This window comes from Paenibacillus sp. JNU01, from assembly GCF_059130585.1.
Genome location: NZ_CP169723.1, coordinates 1,926,759 through 1,942,911 on the forward strand (window position 1 = coordinate 1,926,759; position 16,153 = coordinate 1,942,911).

Genomic DNA, 16,153 nt, shown 5'->3' on the forward strand with positions numbered 1-16,153 from the left:
TTTTATTGAGTTTAGAACCAGTCATCCTTCATGCCTTGATCGCCTGACTGATTCGTTACCACAGAAGTTTCACCGGCGTGCAGCGTGATGGTTTCTGTTAATTCCACCGCTTGATCAACCCATTCTGGCAGATGGCTCATGGTTGATTCAATTTTATCCACAATCCGAAGATTGGGATTGGTTGAAGGTGACTTTGGCACAAAGAGAGTACAGCAATCCTCATATGGCAAAATCGATATGTCATACGTTCCGATTTGTTTGGACAGGGTTATGATCTCCTGTTTATCCATCATAACCAGTGGTCGCAACAGTGGTAGATCCGTCGCACGGCCAATGACATTCATACTCGGAAGAGTCTGACTCGCTACTTGGCCCAGGCTATCCCCGGTGATCAGTGCTAGTGCGTGCTCCCGCTCGGCAAGTTTGGATGCAATTCGCAGCATTGAACGTCTCATTAGGGTAATAATCAGATTGTCCTGACCCAGTTGGGTGAATGCCGTTTGGATCTCCGTAAATGGAACCAGATGCAGCTTGATTGTTCCTGCATGATCAGCAAGGGCACGCGCCAAATCAATGACTTTTTCTTTGGCCCGCTGGCTTGTGAACGGATAACTGTAAAAATGTACACATTCCACTTCGAGTCCACGACGCATGGAAGACCAGGCAGCAACAGGGCTATCTATCCCACCTGATAGCAGTACCATTGCTTTGCCATTCGTCCCCAGCGGAAACCCACCCACTGCAGGAATGGTTTCATTGAAAATATAAGTGCCTTGATCCCGAATTTCCACTCGCAGTTCAATATCAGGCTGACGAACATCAACACTCAATTGCTGGAACTTCCGAAGGATCGGGGAACCAACCAGATGATTCATTTCATGTGAAGAGTTCGGGAACTCCTTCCATACCCGCCTTACATTTACCTTGAATGTGGTGCCTTCCTTAAATTCGTCTTCCCTTTCGTCCATAAAAGCAACTGCGGTTTTCACAATCTCATCAAGCTCGGATGGAGTAACTTTAACCGGACTAATCGACATCACACCGAATACCCGCTTTAACACCTTAATCAGTTCAGTATGTGATTCACCGCCAAGATCCACATAGACACGGCCATATTCTTTGCGAAGACTTGCTCCTGGATAAGGTTTAAGTAAAGCTTTCACCTGTGTAATGATCGTTTTCTCGAATCGCGCACGATTTTTTCCTTTTAACATAAACTCTCCGAAACGGAGAAGCAGCATATCATATTTCATATCCATTCACATCCGCCTTTCAAGGGGTCGCAACTGCGCCACCATCTGATGTAAAGCCCGTTCAAGCGAGGCTACATCTTCTTCTGTATGTTCATCTCCAAGACTAATACGCAATCCGCCAGCAGCACAAGCTGCATCTCTGCCCATCGCAAGTAGAGCTCTACTTGGTTCAGCCGAACGCGAAGAACAGGCAGATTGGGTGGATATGGTTATGCCAAGTTGCTCCAAGATGTGCAGCGCCACTTCTGCCTTCATCCCGGGATAGGAGAAGTGCACAATATGAGGTGCACCCTCTGTGCGACTGTTCAATTCAAATTCAGGAATGTGACGTATCGTTACCATCAATCGATCACGGAGTACCTGAGTACGACGGGCAAAATCAACCTGGCCTTCCGCTGCCATCCGCATGGCCTTTGCCATGCCTACTAACAAGGCCACGTTCTCCGTGCCAGCTCTTAGACCCTGCTCCTGTGATCCCCCTGACATGAGTGGCGTAAGTTCCACTCCACTTCGCACATACAAGAGACCTGCTCCCTTCGGTCCACGGATCTTGTGAGCAGACAAACTGTACAGATCTGCGCCCCAAGCGGCAGGTGAAGCCTCCATTTTTCCAAACCCCTGAACACCATCCACATGAAAAAGCACTCGGGGTGCTTTCTTTTTGAGCTCTTTGCCAATCTCTGCAATCGGATGGATAGCTCCTGTTTCATTGTTTACATGCATCAGACTTACTAGCACTGTATCATGTCTGATTGCATCTATAACCTGCTGAGCATTCACAACACCAGCGGAATTGACAGGAATTAGCGTTACATCCCATCCCCACTGTTGCAATTGCATAAAACTTTCATAGACCGAGGCATGCTCGGTAGCCGTTGTGACAATATGTCTTCCTCGTGACTGATAACGTAATGCAGCACCTTTTATCGCAAGATTATTGCTCTCGGTCGCACCGGAAGTAAATACAATCTCCTCAGGCTTAACGCCTATCGCCGCAGCACAGCCGGAGCGTGCACGACGCAACAATTGATGAGCACGCTCTCCATATCCATGAATAGAGGACGGATTACCGAATTGTGTCTCCATAATCTCGGCCATCGTACGAACTACATCCGGATGGGGAGGCGTGGTAGCAGCATAATCAAAATATTTCAAATGAGGTTAGACCTCCCTTATCTCTTCGTTCATGAACCTACAGTGAGCATTGTAACACGATACCCATACAACACAAAAAGACCAACCGGGAACAGGCGTTTCAAGCGCTGCTGTCCCCACATTTGATCTCATCCTGCCTATCATGTGTTATCGCAAATGTTACTGTGAGTTTAAATCACATATTTAGACTGTGCCTTTTCCACCTTGGAGATATAATTCTGTGTTTCTGAAGGCAGACGGTTAAGTACACTCATCAGTTCGCTATCACTCGACACGCCCAGACGTGAAACACGACCCGGTCCTGCATTATATGCAGCAAGCGCCATCTTCACTTCTCCACCGAAACGCTGGAGCTGAAGAGAAAGATATTTCGTCCCGGCATCAATGTTCTGGGCAGGATCAAATGAATTATTTACACCCAGCCCTGCAGCTGTCCCATCCATTAATTGCATGAGCCCTTTGGCACCGGCGGAGGAAACAACATTTGGGTTAAAATTGGACTCTGTGTCAATGACGGCCTTAATCAATGATTCAGGCACACCATATTTCGCACTTGCTTCCGCAATCAATGATTCAAAATCCGTAGGTACGGATGCACCGGAATCCACGATTCCTGTATTGGATGAAGATAATAAAGACTCAACGATGTTATTGGAGACAGAGGACGATCCTGCCGTATTTATATCCGGATTGTACGTGCTTCCGAGTTGCAGCCACAACAAACCATCACTGGATCTTTTGGAGACCGTAGCGGTGGAATCCGTATTGCTCGTCGAATTGGCACCCGTGCCTAACAGCTCGTCCATCACATTGGCGAAATCCACTGTTGAACCAGCATCTGGTTGTGACCCACTGGTTTGGTTATTCACATTGGACAATTGCAGTTCCAACAACTGCCGCGATCCGCTTGGATCTATCTGCATGACTTATACCCACTCCCGTAGTATTAAGCGTAATATGACCTTATTCTACATCGTTTTACAGCAAGGTTCCATTGTTTTCAAAAAAATAGTTAAATCCCACGGTCTAACCTGCGTATATACGAAAAAAAAAAACCTCCTGTAAGTCACCACACATGGGTGCAAACAGAAGGCTTGGTGAAGCATATTTTACACCTAGCGCGCAAATGGGATCATGAAAAAATAACTCAGCGTAGCTACAATACCCAGTCCAATGGACCAAGCTCCCGCCGTTTTCCTACCATTTACATAAGCATAGTAACCCAGAACAGCTGCCGCTGGTCCAAGTACGATTGACCACATGAACAAGGACGCAATACCGAAGGCCAGCCCCATATAACCTGCGACTTTGCCTGTTGACTCCATGACACGGTCCGCCTCATGCTTCTCAACTACAGGTTCTGAACGTTCGGTGCCTCCAGTTCTTACAACAGTTGGAGGAGCCACCTCAGCCCCGTACTCTTCCCGATGTACTTTCCTTGGATAATCCACACGCATACGCTGTTTTTCAACCTCACCTTTGTTTTCAGGGCGATCAATAGAACGAATGTTGTTATCGTCATTTTTCATTTGGAAGCACCTCCATTATGAATAGGGATGACTGCTCACTTGGGTTTGAACGTGTGACAGCAGGTTGCAGAGGATGTACGCGCATGATCATGATGATCCGAGTCGAATGTCTCACCGGCAAACTCCTCATGCAGACGACGGGTGGCGTGTTGGTCAATGTCAATCATGATAGCATCAGCCTGGCAGAAGTTGTTCTCTCCCCAAAAGTTGCAGTTGGAGACGCTGCATTTGACAATTGGTTTGTCTTGGCTCATTTTTTTTATCACCTCGACTACTATTGTCTCCCCGCCACAAACCCGATATTCTCCGCTAAAATGCCAGATGATGACATGATCCCTCCCCGTTAATTTCTGACTGAAAACACAAAAAAACCGCCACAAGGGCGGTTTCGTCCAATATCATATTAAAATTCAAACGTTAGTTAAGCGTGATTTCGTTGATTTTGCATACGGCGCTGAGTCAGGTAATCACTTTCGTAGTATGCCAGATCATCGCGCAATTCTTCGTACGTTTTGGAAACCTCAAGAATGACATCCCGCACTGCACGAATTGGCTTGTCACGAAAACGAATGGCATCTTGTCCTGTGTAAGCGTATCTTCCGTCTTCCGAGTAACATTCATTTTTGGGATAGAAAAAGCTGTTTACGCATTGGTGATACGTATTATAAAGAGCCTTTTCGGCAAAATCGACATCAAAGTTGGCACGACGCAGCACAACGCCAAGTTTTTCGTAAGAAACTTCAGAAAAAACGAGTAAATGACGGAGATCTGAAAGAAATCCTTTGTAGAAGACTGTTGATTCTTCCGTCTGATTCTGATCCAGTTCAGGCAAAGCATTCTCATTCAAAAATTTTTCAATCCGATCGATAGCCGGTTTTAACTTTTCCCTAGTTGACTCACATGTTTTCTGTACATTGGCTGCTGACATAAAGGTAGCTCCCCCTTAAATAAGTCCTTACATATAGGTCGGCCAACGGTGGTTTTCCCCTGACCTTTGAATTCTCAGCTATAATCCTACCATAAAAAGTTGACGAGCGGTATCCCTTAATCATGCTTTCCGTTTCTGCCATTGAACATGCCTATTATACGCAGTCAGACTCGAACTTGTTTGCATAAAACGTTCCACTTTTTCTAACGATAGATATAACCAGTGACAACGATGAAGCACTGTTAATGACTGTCCAAAAATGAACGAAGGAGGATCCATCCGCCATGGCCAGACCGAAATGGATTAACTGGGCCCTTGCAGCTGGTGCGGGAGCACTCGCCCTGACACTTTTGCTTCCAACATCAAATCGTACCGAGCCCAAACCTAGTGCCCTGTCCGATTCTGCTCATGAAGAGCACACGAGTAAACAGCGTCTGAAAGTGCAGGATGTCAAAGCAACCGATCTTCTGACCCGCATGGATGCTAAGCAACATCTCAGTATCATGTTGGAGAAAACCGCCACAATGAATGCCGCGCAGGTGAATCGATATGTGAATGATCTCCAAGGCTCACATGAACATATCAGATCCATTCATCTCATGAATATCAATGGCTCTTTTGACAAACCGTTAGATAAGGCTTCCACACTAGGAAGCAAGCTGGAACAACAGAAGCTTCAACATGCACTGAACCTTGCCAAAAAAGCGGTAAACAAACGTCAAAGTTTCGAATCCTCTTCTTTTCCTTTGGGAAAAGAAAAATATTTTGTTATGGGGCAACCCTCCAAAGATGGCAAACGAGCTGTAGTTGCCTTGTTCAGCCAGAATGTATTAAATGCAGTTGAACAACATCAACGCAAAAATCTGCGTATGATCCCTTATCCGCGTGAGGGTAAATTCAAGATTGAGTCTGTTCACCCGGATACACTTAACGAAATCACAGTGAAAACCGGACATGATAACGCCAATGCCAGTCATTTTTACGAAAATGAAATCGTTATCCGATTTCGCCAGGATCCCAGTGAACGGGATATGCGTATCATTAAATCTGATCTAAGAATGCAATCTGCGCGCAAGCTGGGATACACGTATGTTTTTCGGTCAGAAGACATGAGTTACAAGCAATTGCATAGCTATTTCGAAAGCAAATGGAATCCACTTTATATGGAACCCCACTACATGTATTTAACCAATGATACCGTAACTGAACAAACCGATGTTACGATACCCAATGACATTTTGTTCTCCGATTATCAGTGGAACCTGCCTGCGATTGAGACAAACAGAGGTTGGAATATTACCAGGGGAAGCAAAGATGTCATCGTTGCAGTCGTTGACACGGGGGTTGATATGAATCACCCTGACCTAAAGGGCAAACTCCTCGAAGGTTATAATGTGGTCGAGCCAGGAAGCAAACCGATGGATGATGTGGGACATGGCACACATGTCGCAGGCATTATCGGTGCTATTGTCAACAATAATGAAGGCGTGGCAGGCATGAGCTGGTATAACAAGGTACTACCGGTTAAAGTACTCGACAACTCGGGTTCAGGTACCACGTATGCCGTTGCCGAAGGTATCATCTGGGCAGCGGATCATGGAGCCAAAGTGATCAACATGAGTCTGGGCAATTATGCTGATGCGCAATTCCTTCATGATGCCGTTAAATATGCTTTTGATCGGGATATCGTCCTGATTGCAGCCACGGGAAATGATAATACAGAACGTCCAGGATACCCTGCTGCTTATCCGGAAGTATTTGCCGTATCAGCTACCGACCCGGATATGAGCAAAGCTTCCTACTCCAACTATGGGGATTATGTGGATGTGATGGCTCCGGGTTCGAGTATCGCCAGTACCTATCCAAACAATCAGTATGCGGCCTTGTCCGGAACGTCCATGGCTAGCCCCCATGTAGCCGCACTTGCAGGTTTGATTCGTTCGTTAAACCCGGATTTGACCAACACAGAAGTGATGGATTTGATGCGTCAAAGTGTTATTGACCTCGGTGATCCGGGTCACGATAAGTATTTTGGATATGGGCAAATCGATGTCTATAAGGCATTGCAAGCCGCATCAGGCAACAGCGCTCCTTTGCAGTTCTGGCCGCAACATGTCAGACAACAAATGGATAATACAATGAAGAAGTATACCCAGTAACCGTAATAACACTAATCAGTAAAAAACAAAAGCAGCTGCGCCCCGGGGCGTACGCTGCTCTTTGATTTATATTCAATTCCCCGGGGCACCCGCTGCAATTAGCGCTTGCGTGAAGATGTGCGGGCTTTACTTGATTTTTTCACGGATTTTTTCTTCGCATTGTGACTGGATACATAACAAGGATCTTCTTCTTTGACAACAACAGGATACATGTGGTGATGAATCGGAACACAGTGATGTTTTTTGATTACTTCGATCGGGTGGATTACAGGCACGATTTGTGGGATGTAGTAATCCTCCACAACCTGGATCGGGTCACAGACAATCGGGCAAAGCGGTGGACAGTAATGGTTCATTTCAAAACCAACTCCCTTTCTGGTGATACTATAACCTATTGCAGCAGGTCGAAAGTGGATTGGATGTATGTCCATACTCCGAAAAATTATATGAGCGGTAGCCTGTCCGCCACTGCCCCACCCTGCCCAGGTGTCACACTAGCAATGACTCCGCACAGTACACGAAGACCTTCACACAAAAGCTCCACACTCGTAACCGTGAAGCAGATGCGCAGACTTGGTGTATCCATCTCCCCTACATAACAGGCGGAACCCGGCAGGAAAGAGACCCCTGCAGCCAAGGACTGATGATGCAGCTCACGCATATCCAGGTTGCTCGGAAGTTGGAGCCACAGATTGAGTCCTCCCTCTGGCAAACGCCATTGCATTCCCATAGGAGCATGCTCTTCCAGCACTTCAGATGCGGCACGCAAACGAGAATACAATTCATCCCTCAATCGGGATACATAGGCACCGTACTGATTCTGAATGAAAGATTGCAATGCCTTTTGTGTAAGCAACGGACTACCCAGATCCGCCGTTGACTTCGCAGCCACAAGCCGGGTCAGTACACTTCCATCAGCGATAGCACAGGCTATGCGGCAACCGGGAGAGAGCACCTTGCTGAAGCTTTTGATATATACGACATGGCCTGACCCATCCATCGATTTAATGGAAGCTGGCGGAGGGTCCCGAAAATAAAGATCTGCAAATGGATCATCCTCCAGGATGAGGCAGTGGTAGCTTTGCGCGAGATTCAGAAGCTGTGCCCGCCTTCTCGCACTCATCGTAATACCTGTTGGATTATGATAAGTCGGAATCGTATAGATGAGTTTGGGCGGATAGGTATCACATAATCGGGTCAACAGATCGATACGCATGCCTTCGTCATCCATCGGGACCGTAATGATCTTCGCACCTCTACTCGTAAATACATCAATGGCTCCGGTATAGCTTGGCGCCTCCATATATACAACATCCCCAGGTCCGATAAAAGTCCGGGCCACAAGATCAATCCCCTGCTGAGCACCACTTGTGATTAGCATGCGTTCAGGTACTACCTGTAGTCCACGTTCGGCAAAATGTTCGGCGAAGATCTGTCTGAGCTCCCGATCTCCCTGAAAAGATCCATACGCCGCCATACGCTCTGCATGGTCAGAGGAGAGCCGGTAGGCACTGTCAATAATCTCGCGTGTAGGCAGCAGTTCTGGCTGAATCGCTGACATATGTAGTTCATACCGTACTTGAGGGGACGTATCGAAATGTCTCCAGAGCTGCGCTCGGGGTAAATAATCCACAAGTGCCATCTGCCAATTCCATGACGTACCGGATTCACTGTTAGCATGATTACGCTTGGCTCGATCCACATCCTCCATCGAATCCGCGTTTAGAGTACCTCTTACATAACAACCTTTCCCCTGAGAGCAGGTGATCAGTTGAATCGCTTCGAGTTCAGCATACGCTTTGGATACAGTGACCAGGCTAACACCCAAATCCGTGGTCATTTTGCGAACAGAAGGAAGTCGGGTTCCGGGTTCAATGAGTCCTGATCTGATACGATCGGCAATTGTTAGTGCAATCTGCACGTACAATTTGGTACTGCTTCCCCGCTTTAATTCAATATGCATGGTTGCGCCCCCCAACTGTTATGATCTTCATTTTACTGTTATAGTGCAGTCCGTCTATTATAGTTTATAATATCAGTATAACAGTGAATAACAGGAGATGAGAATAACATGAGTATCCCATGGTCCAAAATGGCACAAAATACCCCGTCCTCTGTCGTTCGCGACATGCTCCAGGCCGCTCAGGCACCTGGAATGATCTCGCTAGCCGGTGGATTACCAGCCCAGACTTCTTTTCCGCTGGAAGCCATTCGTGTTGCGTATGAAAAAGTATTTATGAGCGGAGCAGCCGCTCTTCAATATGCAGAGACTGAGGGCTACCGTCCTCTTCGCGCCAAAATCGCCGAACGTCTCGAATCCAAGGGCATTCCCGCTTCACCTGATCATATGCTTCTCACTACGGGTTCACAGCAATCTATTGACTTGGTCTGCCGCATCCTTCTTGACCCGGGTGACCGCGTATTAGTTGAATCACCGACCTACCTCGCTGCTCTGCAAGTCATCCATTCCTATCAAGCTGAATCTCACGGCGTAGCCTGTGATGATCACGGCATGTTGCCTGAGTCTCTGGAGGAACAGCTCCAGTTGCATCGTCCAAAACTGGTCTATATTAACCCCACGTTCTCCAATCCTACGGGAAAAGTATGGTCTCGAGAAAGAAGAAAGCAGGCTGTGGATCTGTGCCGCAAGTACGGCGTACTTATTTTGGAAGATGACCCCTATGGTGAAATCCGGTTCAATCCAGAGCAATTGGATGTCCCTGCTCTCGCAGAACTGGATGCCGTATCCTATGATGGCCCTTCCAATGTTATCTACACAAGTACATTCTCCAAAACGGTAGCACCAGGCCTTCGTACGGGCTGGATACTGGCTGCTCCCGATATTGTTAAAATGGCAGCACGCGCCAAACAAGGCGCCGACTTGCATTCCAGCAGCATTGACCAAAGAGCGCTTCATGCGCTGCTTGAATCTTTCGATCTGGATGCGCATATTCGTCATATTTCAAAGGATTATGAACAACGGATGAAAACACTGACCACTCTCATGGCAGCCAAGTCATGGGAAGGCATCTCATGGAATTCACCACAAGGTGGCATGTTCTTGTGGCTGCAACTACCAGAAGGCATGCTGGCAAGCAATCTATTCACTTACGGTATCCAGGAGAAAGTGTGCATTGTTCCGGGTGATTCCTTCTATGCAGGTACACCAGAGTTAAACCGCATGCGAATCAACTTTACTCATACAGACCCTGAGCTTCTTCCTGAAGCCGTGGAAAGAATGGATCGCGCCATCCAACGCTGGCACGCTTCGTTAACATCGGACAGTGTTGTTACACTGTAATGAACTGTCATAAACGTTGCCCTATATTTTACGTATGACATTGATTAGGACGTGTCTGAAAACACCAGGCACGTCCAAAACTTGATATGAGCAACAAAAAAAAGGCGGCAGGCCCGAGAATATCGGAACTGCCGCCTTTTTTTATAGTATAGAACCTGTCATCAACAGGAATTATGTTTATCCAGATATGCATAGGTCCTTCTGATCAGTCAGGCCATCGGTGAATCACACGGATTGTCCTCGACTGATAGGTGGACTACACTGTAATACTGTTGTTGCAGTTAGGAAAGCTTACCGTAAGCCGGGTTCTGTGCTCTTCGTGGTTCATACGGGAACTACCCTCCCACCAGAAGCGACAATCATCTATCTAGGCCATACATTGCTGCACAGCTCAAGCGACCAACCTAGACACACCTCGGGCTAAGGCTGCCTCCTCCGAAGAGGCGACTGTGTCCCATTAGGTCTTGCTCCAGATGGGGTTTACCAGGAACGAAGTCACCAGCGTTCCTCGGGGTCTCTTACACCTCGGTTCCATCCTTGCCTGTGCCGGAAAATCCGGCCATCGGCGGTCCATTTCTGTGGCACTATCCTTCAACTCGCGCTGACTGGACGTTATCCAGCATCCTGCCCTGTGGAGCCCGGACTTTCCTCTCGTGGCAACAAAGGCCACCAGCGATTGTCTGTCAAGCTTTCCGAACAACATTACATAGTATACAGGCATTTGGGTTCCCAGACAAGCTTAATATTACCGGGAATCACACAGCAACTGTCTTTTTAGATAAACTGGAATACCTCCGTATTGACCTCTGAAGCTGTAACTTGCGTATCATATCGTTTCTCTTCCAAACGGGAACGAAGCCAATCAGCCGTTTTTGGTTTCATAATCTTCTCGGAATTATGACCTGGGTCGATGATACACATGCCTGCCATTAACGCATCATGAGCCGTGTGATAATCAATATCTCCGGTCACAATAACATCCGCACCTTTGAAGCGGGCAGTGAGCGCGTAACGGCTGCCCGAACCGCCAAGAACCGCTGCTTTTTTGATCTGCTTGTTCAGATCTCCGACAACACGTACATGAGGCACATTGAATTGGGTCTTCACGACCTCCACAAGCTCACCTAATGTCTTAGGCTCCCTAAGGGGTCCCAAGCGCCCCAGACCAAGCGTACGGCCCTTTAAATCCATTGCATAGAGATCGTAGGCCACTTCCTCATACGGATGAGCCTTAAGCATCGCCTGAACGACCTTACTTCTCAGACTTTGGGGTACGATGGTCTCAATCCGCATTTCTTCCACACGTTCCATCTGCCCTTGGGTTCCGATAAACGGCTCAGTCCCTTCACCAGGTACAAACGTTCCTGTACCTTCCGTGTTGAAGCTGCACTTGTTGTATTGGCCGATACTCCCCGCTCCGGCTTCAAGAACCGCTTGAAGCACCTGTTCATGATGCGTACGTGGGACAAATACAGCCAGCTTGTACAGATGATCTGTGTGTACATCTTCCAACGATTCTTTACTGTCGATGCCAAGTGCCTCGGCCATCCAGTCATTCATACCACCCTCGGCCACATCCAGGTTCGTATGACTGATATAAACAGCAATATCATGCTTAATCAGCTTTTCATACAATTTACCCATAGGTGTATCTGTACTCAGTGACTTAACTGGTCTGAAAATGATGGCGTGATGCGCGATAATCAGGTTGGCACCGATGCGAATCGCTTCATCCACTACTTCATTCGTTACATCCAATGCAACTAACACATGGCTGATTTCTTTTTGCAAACTGCCGAGCTGTAGACCAATCCGGTCATCCGGTACAGCCAGATGTTTGGGAGCGAGCTGCTCCATCAGTTGAATTACAGTTTGACCTTTGGCAAACATGCCAAAACCTCCTTCAAGTTTGCGATAAGACGCTCTACCTCAGCCGCCTTGTCCCGAGAAGAATCCTGATCGGATTTGGAGATGGAGTTTACAACCCCTTGCAATTTGATGATCTCACTTTCCCATTTCGCAAAAAATACATCCGTTGGACGATCCACCAAATAGGGTCCCATCCGCAGCAGCAAATCTTCCGTCAATTCTGCCCCGCCTTGAAGCGGACGTGCACGATACACTTCTTCATTTGCAATCGGGCTTACGGATTGTGGCATCGCCGTTATAATCTCGTAGATCTTGCCATCTTCTTCGAGCAACTGTTCTGCTACAACCACCCAGTGATGCTCCAGCAACCAGCGTCTGAGAATATCCTCTCCCACATTCGGTTGCAAAATAAGTAACTGCACTCCATCCAGTTTGGATAAACCTCGGTCCAAAATGGAGGCAATGAGAGCACCACCCATACCTGCAATGGTGATGACATCCACTTCTCCCGCAGAGATCACATCCAATCCGTCTCCACGGCGTACCGTTATTTTTTCTTTCAGGCCAGCATCACTGACTTGTTTGCATGCAGCATCATAAGGGCCAGGATTAACTTCCCCGGCTACTGCACTCCCGGCTTTCCCACTACGGATTGCGGCTACTGGCAGCAGCGCGTGGTCTGAACCGATATCAGCCATGCGGCTACCATCGGGAATTTGATCATGTATTCGCTGTAATCGATTCGAAAGTTTCATGAAGCACCTACACCATTCATTTAATTTATTGATTTGCATTGAACAAGGAAAAGCGATAAAATAAAATCCAATCAAACATTTCAAGGATGAATTTCCAAAACCAAGAAATCAAGACGTTCAAATTAAAAATAAAGGAGACCCCGCCGCCGCTAATGCGTCTTGCGGAAAGTCTCCCGTAGTTCAATTATTCGAGGAAATCTTTGAGTCGTTTACTACGACTCGGGTGACGCAATTTACGAAGAGCCTTGGCTTCGATCTGACGAATACGCTCACGCGTAACACCAAACACCTTGCCGACTTCCTCCAGCGTTCTCGTCCGTCCATCGTCCAGACCAAAACGTAGACGAAGCACATTCTCTTCACGTTCAGTCAGTGTATCCAACACATCTTCGAGCTGTTCTTTCAGCAACTCATACGCAGCAGCATCCGCCGGAGCAAGTGCTTCCTGATCCTCAATGAAGTCACCCAGATGGGAATCATCTTCCTCACCGATCGGTGTTTCCAGAGAAACCGGTTCCTGTGCAATCTTCGTAATTTCACGAACTTTCTCCACACTCAGATCCATCTCAGCAGCGATTTCTTCCGGTGTCGGTTCACGCCCAAGTTCCTGCAACAGCTGACGGGATACCCGGATCAGCTTATTAATCGTCTCCACCATATGCACAGGGATACGAATGGTACGCGCCTGGTCAGCAATAGCACGAGTAATGGCTTGACGGATCCACCATGTGGCATACGTACTGAACTTATATCCTTTTTTGTGGTCGAACTTCTCAACCGCTTTGATCAGGCCCATATTACCTTCCTGGATCAAATCAAGGAATAACATTCCACGTCCAACGTAACGCTTGGCGATACTGACTACGAGTCGAAGGTTCGCTTCAGCCAGACGACGCTTGGCTTCTTCATCCCCGTTCTCAATCCGCTTAGCCAGTTGTACTTCATCATCTGCCGACAACAATGGCACACGACCAATTTCCTTGAGATACATACGGACAGGGTCATTGATTTTGATTCCTGGCGGCAAGCTCAGATCATCATCAAAGTGGAATTCGTCCTCTCCCTCTCTGGTGTTGTTTTCGGAATCTTCACTAGGACGAAGTGTAACCTCTTCATCGTTTTCATTCACTACATCAATACCCAGATCGCTCAGTTGCTCGTAGAACTCATCCATTTGCTCTGCATCCTGCTCAAAAGGAGAGAGTTTCTCTATAATTTCCTTGTAATTCAGCGAAGCTCTTTTCTTACCTGATTCAATCAATTGATCTTTAACCTGATCCAGTGTCAATTCTGTTTCTAGTTCAGTATGCTGATCATTCGCCATAACTCGACTCCCTCCTCCCTAGAAACATCTAATCATCAGACGTTCACTGTCTCTCTAGGGCAATCATTTCAATTGCGATCTGTGCCGCGCGTACAGAATCACCTGCCCGCTCTGCATCAATCATTTCTTCTTTTTTCAAATCGTACTCTTTCTTACGTGGATACTTCAGCACTTCCCTGATGCAATCATCGAGCATTTGAATACTCCATTCACCTGGACCATCCATCATCGAGATTGAACTGACCGTTTTTTCCAAACGATCGTCATGCAGTGAAGACATAAAACGACTTGTATCCGACGGTTTGCCTTGCGCATAGTAGGCATATAGATAAGCAGCAATAGCTGCATGATCATCCAAGTTAAAAGCTTCACCAAGATGCTCATTCACGTACTGGGCAGCCTCATCATCCTGTAACATCCAGGCAATCAGTTTGCGTTCAGCAGCGTGATAAGCCGGCAACAGATTAGGTGTAGGCACCTGCCTATTTTGTTGCCTACCATTATTCCACCTTTTCGGGTTATTATCCCCATACTGTAGGTTATTTTTCATCGCCTCCCGTTCTTCATTACACTCCTGCTTCAATGTTTCGAACGATACGTCCACTTCTGCAGCCAGTTCACGAAGATACACTTCCCTCTCTGTTGGAGAAGGCAAGGGGGCAATCAATTTTACTGCTTCTTTCGAATAGGCGATTTGTCCGCCACCCTCTAGCAGTATATGGCTTTTTTTTAAGTTTATAAGTTTAAATTTTGTAGTTGTCACGGCACCGTCCACAATCTGGTTTCGGAACCGTTCACCACCATGCTTCCGGATAAAGTCATCCGGGTCAAGTCCCTCGGGTATGAGAGCCACTTTGACCTGCAATCCGGCTTCCTCAAGAATGGGGAAGTTTTTCAGTGCAGCAGCCTGTCCTGCTTTGTCGCCGTCATAACATATGATGACTTCGTCGCACATGCCTTTGAGCATCAGTGCCTGATTCTCGGTTAGCGCAGTACCCATTGCCGCTACACCATTCTGGATGTCCTGATCCCATGCGGAGATGACATCACCATATCCCTCGAACAAAATGGCTTGTCTTTGTTTGCGAATTGCATTTTTGGCCTGATGCAGATTATAGAGAACACGGCTTTTGTTAAATAACCGGGTTTCCGGTGAATTTAGATATTTCGGTTGCCCATCTCCCAATATGCGTCCTGCAAATGCAATTGGCTTACCGCTCCTGCCATTAATCGGGAACATGATCCGGTCTCGGAATCGGTCCACATATCCCTGACCTTCATTTCGCGGAGATAGAAGTCCACCCTTTTCCATTTCTTCGAGCGGATAATTACGTTTTTCAAGAAATTGTACCAGTGTGTCCCAACGATTTGGTGCGAAACCAATCTGGAACTGGTCAATCAACTTGTCGCCAAAACCTCTGGAGCGTAAATATTCCATGGCTGACTTGCCGTGCTCTGTATTTTTCAACAAAAAATGATACAGCTTCGCGGTAAGCTCATAAGCCTCCAACAGACGTTCAGTCTCCGGATTCACATGAGCAGATTCACGCCCTTGCCAGTCCCCCATAGAGATGTGACTTTCTTCCGCCATCGTTTTGACAGCCTCGGGAAAGGATAACCCTTCGATTTCCATCCTGAATTTGATGGCATTTCCACCCGTGCCGCAACCGTAGCAGTAGAAAATTTGTTTCTCAGGTGTCACGGTGAACGAAGGCGTCTTCTCGGAATGAAAAGGACAGAGGCCTTTCATATACTTCCCCTGCTTGGTCAGATGCACAAATCGGCTCACCGTATCGACAATATCATTCTGCTGCAACACCGATTCAATAATACTTTCGGGTATACCGCCTTGTCCGGTACTCATCTCTGGCCACCTTCAT

Annotated in this window: 14 protein-coding genes and 1 other RNA gene; 2 read left to right on the forward strand and 13 right to left on the reverse strand. The window is 47.2% G+C overall.

Annotated features, from left to right (window positions below; translation table 11 throughout):
* Positions 1-11: 11 nt before the first annotated feature.
* From thiI to NLBNIHML_RS08360, 6 genes are all read right to left on the reverse strand, one after another.
* Positions 12-1,253: a tRNA uracil 4-sulfurtransferase ThiI gene (gene thiI / locus NLBNIHML_RS08335; protein WP_494354685.1), complete on the reverse strand. Its 1,242-nt coding sequence runs from the start codon at positions 1,251-1,253 to the stop codon at positions 12-14.
* A 6-nt stretch (positions 1,254-1,259) separates the two neighbouring features.
* A complete protein-coding gene (locus NLBNIHML_RS08340) occupies positions 1,260-2,408 on the reverse strand; it encodes a cysteine desulfurase family protein (RefSeq protein ID WP_494354148.1) in 1,149 nt (382 codons plus the stop codon).
* Between the two features lie 170 nt (positions 2,409-2,578).
* Entirely contained in the window at positions 2,579-3,331 is a 753-nt protein-coding gene (locus NLBNIHML_RS08345) for a lytic transglycosylase domain-containing protein (protein WP_339256458.1), read from the reverse strand.
* A 192-nt stretch (positions 3,332-3,523) separates the two neighbouring features.
* On the reverse strand, positions 3,524-3,937 hold the full coding sequence (locus NLBNIHML_RS08350) for a hypothetical protein (RefSeq protein WP_253439370.1): 414 nt from the start codon (positions 3,935-3,937) through the stop codon (positions 3,524-3,526).
* A 35-nt stretch (positions 3,938-3,972) separates the two neighbouring features.
* Positions 3,973-4,191, reverse strand: a complete 219-nt coding sequence (locus tag NLBNIHML_RS08355) for a DUF1540 domain-containing protein (protein ID WP_076211597.1) — start codon at positions 4,189-4,191, stop codon at positions 3,973-3,975.
* A 167-nt stretch (positions 4,192-4,358) separates the two neighbouring features.
* Positions 4,359-4,865, reverse strand: coding sequence for a YpuI family protein (locus NLBNIHML_RS08360; RefSeq protein ID WP_091014020.1), 507 nt, complete (start codon positions 4,863-4,865; stop codon positions 4,359-4,361).
* A gap of 284 nt (positions 4,866-5,149) precedes the next feature.
* Here NLBNIHML_RS08360 and NLBNIHML_RS08365 point away from each other — a divergent pair, with 284 nt between their 5' ends.
* Complete coding sequence (locus NLBNIHML_RS08365; RefSeq protein ID WP_494354149.1) at positions 5,150-7,024, forward strand: S8 family peptidase; 1,875 nt, start codon at positions 5,150-5,152, stop codon at positions 7,022-7,024.
* A gap of 98 nt (positions 7,025-7,122) precedes the next feature.
* Here NLBNIHML_RS08365 and NLBNIHML_RS08370 read toward each other — a convergent pair whose 3' ends face one another.
* Together NLBNIHML_RS08370 and pdxR are read right to left on the reverse strand one after the other, a co-directional pair.
* Complete coding sequence (locus NLBNIHML_RS08370) at positions 7,123-7,380, reverse strand: hypothetical protein (RefSeq protein ID WP_339235994.1); 258 nt, start codon at positions 7,378-7,380, stop codon at positions 7,123-7,125.
* An 86-nt stretch (positions 7,381-7,466) separates the two neighbouring features.
* On the reverse strand, positions 7,467-8,987 hold the full coding sequence (gene pdxR / locus NLBNIHML_RS08375; protein WP_494354150.1) for a MocR-like pyridoxine biosynthesis transcription factor PdxR: 1,521 nt from the start codon (positions 8,985-8,987) through the stop codon (positions 7,467-7,469).
* A 108-nt stretch (positions 8,988-9,095) separates the two neighbouring features.
* Between pdxR and NLBNIHML_RS08380 the strand changes: the two genes are divergently transcribed.
* A complete protein-coding gene (locus NLBNIHML_RS08380) occupies positions 9,096-10,325 on the forward strand; it encodes an aminotransferase-like domain-containing protein (protein ID WP_339235999.1) in 1,230 nt (409 codons plus the stop codon).
* 282 nt (positions 10,326-10,607) lie between these two features.
* Here the strand turns inward: NLBNIHML_RS08380 and rnpB are convergent.
* From rnpB to dnaG, 5 genes are all read right to left on the reverse strand, one after another.
* An RNA gene (gene rnpB, locus NLBNIHML_RS08385) (RNase P RNA component class A) lies at positions 10,608-11,017 on the reverse strand.
* Between the two features lie 82 nt (positions 11,018-11,099).
* Entirely contained in the window at positions 11,100-12,215 is a 1,116-nt protein-coding gene (locus NLBNIHML_RS08390; RefSeq protein WP_339236001.1) for a Nif3-like dinuclear metal center hexameric protein, read from the reverse strand.
* Positions 12,191-12,949: a tRNA (adenine(22)-N(1))-methyltransferase gene (locus tag NLBNIHML_RS08395; protein ID WP_494354151.1), complete on the reverse strand. Its 759-nt coding sequence runs from the start codon at positions 12,947-12,949 to the stop codon at positions 12,191-12,193. Before NLBNIHML_RS08395 ends, NLBNIHML_RS08390 begins: the two co-directional genes overlap by 25 nt.
* A gap of 184 nt (positions 12,950-13,133) precedes the next feature.
* Positions 13,134-14,273 (reverse strand): RNA polymerase sigma factor RpoD, encoded by a 1,140-nt coding sequence (rpoD, locus tag NLBNIHML_RS08400; RefSeq protein WP_062835490.1) that lies wholly within the window; start codon positions 14,271-14,273, stop codon positions 13,134-13,136.
* A 43-nt stretch (positions 14,274-14,316) separates the two neighbouring features.
* Positions 14,317-16,137 (reverse strand): DNA primase, encoded by a 1,821-nt coding sequence (dnaG, locus tag NLBNIHML_RS08405; RefSeq protein WP_494354152.1) that lies wholly within the window; start codon positions 16,135-16,137, stop codon positions 14,317-14,319.
* Positions 16,138-16,153: the final 16 nt, after the last annotated feature.

Excerpts from the sequence above, each read along its gene's own strand:
- thiI (WP_494354685.1), bottom strand. The coding sequence starts at position 1,253 with ATGAAATATGATATGCTGCTTCTCCGTTTCGGAGAGTTTATGTTAAAA.
- NLBNIHML_RS08345 (WP_339256458.1), bottom strand. The coding sequence starts at position 3,331 with ATGCAGATAGATCCAAGCGGATCGCGGCAGTTGTTGGAACTGCAATTG.
- NLBNIHML_RS08350 (WP_253439370.1), bottom strand. The coding sequence starts at position 3,937 with ATGAAAAATGACGATAACAACATTCGTTCTATTGATCGCCCTGAAAAC.
- NLBNIHML_RS08355 (WP_076211597.1), bottom strand. The coding sequence starts at position 4,191 with ATGAGCCAAGACAAACCAATTGTCAAATGCAGCGTCTCCAACTGCAAC.
- NLBNIHML_RS08360 (WP_091014020.1), bottom strand. The coding sequence starts at position 4,865 with ATGTCAGCAGCCAATGTACAGAAAACATGTGAGTCAACTAGGGAAAAG.
- NLBNIHML_RS08365 (WP_494354149.1), top strand. The coding sequence starts at position 5,150 with ATGGCCAGACCGAAATGGATTAACTGGGCCCTTGCAGCTGGTGCGGGA.
- NLBNIHML_RS08370 (WP_339235994.1), bottom strand. The coding sequence starts at position 7,380 with ATGAACCATTACTGTCCACCGCTTTGCCCGATTGTCTGTGACCCGATC.
- pdxR (WP_494354150.1), bottom strand. The coding sequence starts at position 8,987 with ATGCATATTGAATTAAAGCGGGGAAGCAGTACCAAATTGTACGTGCAG.
- NLBNIHML_RS08380 (WP_339235999.1), top strand. The coding sequence starts at position 9,096 with ATGAGTATCCCATGGTCCAAAATGGCACAAAATACCCCGTCCTCTGTC.
- NLBNIHML_RS08390 (WP_339236001.1), bottom strand. The coding sequence starts at position 12,215 with ATGTTTGCCAAAGGTCAAACTGTAATTCAACTGATGGAGCAGCTCGCT.
- NLBNIHML_RS08395 (WP_494354151.1), bottom strand. The coding sequence starts at position 12,949 with ATGAAACTTTCGAATCGATTACAGCGAATACATGATCAAATTCCCGAT.
- rpoD (WP_062835490.1), bottom strand. The coding sequence starts at position 14,273 with ATGGCGAATGATCAGCATACTGAACTAGAAACAGAATTGACACTGGAT.
- dnaG (WP_494354152.1), bottom strand. The coding sequence starts at position 16,137 with ATGAGTACCGGACAAGGCGGTATACCCGAAAGTATTATTGAATCGGTG.